The organism is Geminicoccus flavidas, assembly GCF_009806515.1.
GTDB classification, from domain to species: Bacteria; Pseudomonadota; Alphaproteobacteria; order Geminicoccales; family Geminicoccaceae; genus Geminicoccus; species Geminicoccus flavidus.
The window spans coordinates 1-4,681 of record NZ_WUJP01000690.1 but is presented as its reverse complement, the minus strand read 5'-3'; the positions used below and the strand labels follow the sequence as shown (position 1 = coordinate 4,681).

Here is a 4,681-nt window from a genome sequence, read left to right as displayed (position 1 = left end):
CGATGCCGGCAGCCCCGCCGCCGATCAGGCCGAAATCGCCGATGATCTCGTCCGGCACGTCCTTGAAGATGAAGGAGGCGCGCGGATTGTCCGCGTCGGGCGCGCGCCGGTAGTAAGAGCTGATGTCGAAACCCTGCGCCACGAAGCCGATGCCGGCCATGACGTTGGGTGCGCGGCCGATCCGGCGCCACAGGCCACCATACTCGCCGTTGAACGACTGGAAATATTCGCCGGGCTCGGCGATCCAGGGCCGGATGCCATCCTCGGCACGGCGCAGCTCGATCACGCCGGCCAGCTCGTCATGGAAGCCGACGCGCCAGTACCAGCCGTTGCCGCCCATGTACATGAGCCGCCCGCCGCGATCGACCCAGGCCTTCATGGCATCCCAGGCGCGGGTCGAATGGTATTCCGGATGGGTGCCGGTGAGGATGACCCGGTAGTCCTTGATCAGCTCAAAGCCGTCCTGGTGCAGGTCCTCGTCGGTGATGACGTCGTACTCGACCCCCTTCTGGTCCAGCCAATAGAACAGGTGGGTATCGGCATTGTACTGGTAGAGGGCCGAGCCATGGCCGCCCAGCCAGGAATGGTAGCGGCTGGTGAAGTTCAGGACCGGGCGCAGCCGGCTGGAATAGCACACGCCGGATCCGTCGGCATGGCTGTCGTAGAGCGAGCCGCCCAGCTCCGGGTGGTAGTACATGTACAGGTCGGAGTGGCCGAACGGCAGCAGCCGGTTCATCAGCGCCTCGGCACCCCGGGCGGTGATGTGCTCGCCGTGATTGGCATAGGCGATGTAGGAGCAGGTCGGCGCCAGGAACGCCACCTTGGGCCGCTCGCCCCGGTTGGCGCCGCGTGGCGGGCGCACGAAGAAGGCCAGATAGTCCTCGCGGGTCGCCTGCTCGTCGCTCTCGCCGCAGCGCACATGGAGTGCGTAGCCGCCGCTCCTGAAGTCGTCCGGCAGGGTGAAGGCGACCGAGGTCTCCCAGCCGGCGTCGTAGATGTCGTCGCGGTGGAAGTGGATGGCGCCGTAATGCTCGGGCTTGCGGGTCCAGTCGTGCTGCTCACCGGTCCAGTTCCAGCCCTTCATGGCGCGGGACGGCAGGTGGACCAGCTCGCCATGGTGGCGGGAGGGGCCTACATCCACCGTGCGGGTCGTGCGGATCTCCTTGGAGAAGTCCCAGCGCGCGATCAGGTCGGGGTCGCTGACGAAGGGGACGCCCGAGCGCAGCAGGGGCTCGTAGCGGCCGAGGCCGTGGACGCCCCGGACCAAAGCAGGGCTGTCGATCTTGCCGTCGTAATGGCGGCCGATCGTCCCGCCAGCCTCGGGCGAGCCGGCCATCAGCATGGGCACGGCCAGCGCCGACGGAGTCAGGCCGAGTTCGGCTTCCTGGTGGCCGGCGTCCTCGATCGTCGGGTAGCGGCGCAGGGGCTCCTGGGTGAGGGTGACCTTGCCGGCGGCGGGATCATAGGCGACCGCCACCCGGTACCACTGCCGGACCAGCATCGGCCGCGCCGTCGCGACGGTCACCGTCCGGCTGCCGTCGCCCGCGACGAAGCCGAGCTTGCCGCCATCGACCAGCTCGATGCGAAAGCCCGCCTGCTTCGCCTCGTCCCACTGCGCCACCAGCGTCTGGTCGCCGCGGTCGGTGAGCGTCGGCCAGATGGTGGCGAAGAAGGTGAAAGCACCTTCCGCCAGCGCCGGCATGGTCGGGACGCGCATGAAGGAGCCGGCGTCGATGTGCTGCTTCTTGGCCGGATAGTTGCCGTCGATATGGGTGGGCACGTGCGGCAGGCTCAGGCCGGGCCCGTCGGGATTGCAGTCGCCATTCAGGACGCGGACGATCCGGGCGTCGAACGTCTCGCCCTCCTCGACCGAGATCTGGAACGAGATGGTCTCGCCCGGGGCCACGCTGTAGCGGTCCGGGTACCCGACGATCTTGAGCATAAGCTGTCTCTATCTAGCCGGAGGCGTTCTGGGTTGGTTCTGTGCGGCGGCGGCTGGCCGGCGCTAGTCCCTGAAGGGCAGGTTGATGTTCTCGCCCGTGTGCTGGAACCAGCGGCGCCGGAAGATCTCCCACTCCGCTTCCTCGCGGCTGGTGAAGACCGGCCCGTCCTCGATCTTGATCGGGTCGCGGCGATCCGGCGGCATCTCGCCCAGCACCCATTTCTCGAACGGCTTGAGCACCACCAGGATCACCTGGCGGCCGCTCTTGTCCGTGCGCATGGTGTTCAGGACCCGCTGCAGGCCGGGGCTGTGCGCACCGATCGGGTTCCTGCGCATCTCCTCGATGTACTGCCGGTCGACTGCCGGGTCGATCTTGTAAGGCACCCGCTCCTCCCTGCGAGGTTCACCCGCACGGGATCGGCTTCAGGCTGGCCGACGCCCGTGGCCGACACTGCCTCGTCCCGTAGGAAGGCTGCGGAGCGCTGGTTTAAGGGCTCGGTGTCGACGCCGCCGAGACTGGCACCATTCGTCGAGCAGGACGAGACGAAAAGAGAGATGCCGCACCCATTCGCACGGATCCGAACGTGCGAATGGGTGCGATTATCCACGAGAGGCGGGACCGGTCTGAAAACGAAGAAGCCCCGGCTTGCGCCAGGGCTTCGTCGTGAAGAACGAGGGTCGGCCTGCGGGAGGCCGCCCGAGGCTCAGCCGGCCTTACGGGTCTCGGCGTCCAGGGCGTCGATCTGGGCGACCTTCTTGCCCGAGCGCTCAGCCTGGAACTCGTTGGCGAGATAGATGTCGGCCAGCATCTTGGCGACCGAGGGGCCGGTGATCTGAGCACCCATGGTGATGACCTGGGCGTTGTTCGACGCGATCGCCCGCTCGGCGGTATAGGGATCGGTCACACAGACCGCGCGCACGCCCGGCACCTTGTTGGCGACGATCGCCATGCCCGCACCGGTGCCGCAGACCAGGATGCCGCGCTCGAACTCGCCGGCCGCGATCTTCTCGGCCAAGCGGCGGCCGACGCCGGGATAGTCGACCGGATCACTCGTGTTGGTGCCGATGTCGGTGACGTCGTGGCCCTTGGACTTCAGGTGCTCGACCAGCACGTCCTTCAGCGGCAGGCCCAGATTGTCCGCGCCGATCACGACCTTGCTCATGCTGCTCTCCTCAGGCCCAGCGCTCAATGCGCGTAGTGGAATCTCTGCCAGTCGACGGCGAACTCGTGGTCGCGGCTGATCGCGTCGATGATCGCTGATGTGAGGGGCATCTGCCGTTTCGCAAGCGCCCCTTCCTCCATCATCCGCTCCAGCGTCGGCCCAGCGGAGAGCGCCAGCTCGGCTCCCTCGACGGTCTCGTCCTTCATCTTCTCGGCCTTGGCCTGGCTGTAGCGCCAGCCGGCACCCAAGAGGCGGCCCATCCGGCTGTTGCGGCCGCCCTGGACGGTCACGTAGAGGTCGCCGGTCCCGGCCAGCCCATGGACCGAGCTGTCGCTGCCGCCCAGCAGCGCGTTGATCTGCTGCAGTTCCAGGAGCGCCTGGGCGAACAGACCGGCGGCGATGTTGTGCATCTGGGCGCCGTTGCCGGCGGCACCCTGCCGGTCGAGCATCCCGGTGGCCGCCCCGATGCCCAGCGCATAGAAGTTCTTGAGCGCGGCACAGACCTCGGTGCCGACCACGTCGCGCGAGGGGCGGGCGTGGTAGTAGGGGGCCGGCACCAGGTCGAGCAGGCGACGCAGAGTGGCCTCCTCGGGATGGGCAAACACCACGGACGTGTCGCGGCGCACCGCCAGTTCGCCGGCGATGCACGGGCCGCCCACGCCGCCGGTCGGGCATTTTAGCGCCTCGGCGACCGGGTCGGTCAGGGGGCGGATGTTCCGGCCATCAGCGTCCAGGCCCTTGGTCAGCATCATCACCGGGCGGGGGCCGGGCAGGCGGGGAGCCAGCAGGTCGGTGGCCCAGCGGACGCCCGCCGTGCTCACCCCGATCACGATCAGCTCGACCTGGTCGGACAGGGCCTCGTCGATCTCGCCATGGTGGAAGGCTCGCACATTGGCGGGCAGCGGCGCGTTCAGGCGCGGATGGACCCCGTTCTGCTTGAGCGCGTCAATGGCCGCGGTGTCGATCGGCGTGCCGACCAGGCGGACATCGTGACCGGAATCGGCCAAGGGCAGCGTGAAGGCGCTGCCCATCACGCCGGCGCCCAGGATCAGAACGGTCGCCATCTCATTCCTCGTGTTCGGCGAACTCTTCCAGGAGGCCGAGATCGCCCGCCAGGTCCAGGATCGTCCAGCGGTCCCGGACGTCGCGGGCGTTGAGCACGGCCTGAGGGTAGAAGCAAGGGTCGATCCCGAGGCCGCCGGCCGTGCTGGGCGTGCCCGACGCGGCATAGGCAGCGAGCAGCTTTTCCAAGGGCAACATGATCTCGAGCAGTTCCGAACGCAGGTCCGGCCACTCGCGCTCGAGGCGTTCGTTCATGACCCTCGTCGCTTCGGCATCGAACGCCTTGCCGTGCGCGACCTTCACCATCTCGTCGCCGCTTTTTCCGTGCATGCGGCGAATTTTTTCGTCGTCGATGCGGCGGACCTGCAAAGGCGGCAGGGTCTCCAGGGCCAGGATGCGCGCCTGGAGGCGGCTGGCAGTCAGCGTGGCCACGCCTACCTGCTCGCCATGGAGCGTGCCCGGATGCGGGTTGGCGAACATGTCGATGTAGTGGCTGATGGAATGCTCGGCCATC

At 67.9% G+C, this 4,681-nt stretch carries 4 protein-coding genes and 1 pseudogene; all 5 read right to left on the bottom strand.

Translation table 11 applies throughout. From position 1 onward, the window contains the following. Positions 1-1,942, bottom strand: a 1,942-nt coding sequence (locus EQG76_RS19765; RefSeq protein ID WP_159716072.1) for a N,N-dimethylformamidase beta subunit family domain-containing protein, incomplete at its 3' end; no start/stop codon positions are given. A gap of 63 nt (positions 1,943-2,005) precedes the next feature. After that, positions 2,006-2,326: a hypothetical protein gene (locus EQG76_RS19760; RefSeq protein ID WP_159716071.1), complete on the bottom strand. Its 321-nt coding sequence runs from the start codon at positions 2,324-2,326 to the stop codon at positions 2,006-2,008. 320 nt (positions 2,327-2,646) lie between these two features. Beyond that, complete coding sequence (locus EQG76_RS19755) at positions 2,647-3,105, bottom strand: RpiB/LacA/LacB family sugar-phosphate isomerase (protein WP_159716070.1); 459 nt, start codon at positions 3,103-3,105, stop codon at positions 2,647-2,649. A gap of 23 nt (positions 3,106-3,128) precedes the next feature. Beyond that, positions 3,129-4,169, bottom strand: coding sequence for a 2-dehydropantoate 2-reductase N-terminal domain-containing protein (locus tag EQG76_RS19750; protein WP_159716069.1), 1,041 nt, complete (start codon positions 4,167-4,169; stop codon positions 3,129-3,131). 1 nt (position 4,170) lies between these two features. Further along, positions 4,171-4,681 (bottom strand): annotated as a pseudogene (locus EQG76_RS19745) (sn-glycerol-1-phosphate dehydrogenase); the annotation flags it as partial.

Excerpts from the sequence above, each read along its gene's own strand:
- EQG76_RS19755 (WP_159716070.1), bottom strand. The coding sequence starts at position 3,105 with ATGAGCAAGGTCGTGATCGGCGCGGACAATCTGGGCCTGCCGCTGAAG.
- EQG76_RS19750 (WP_159716069.1), bottom strand. The coding sequence starts at position 4,169 with ATGGCGACCGTTCTGATCCTGGGCGCCGGCGTGATGGGCAGCGCCTTC.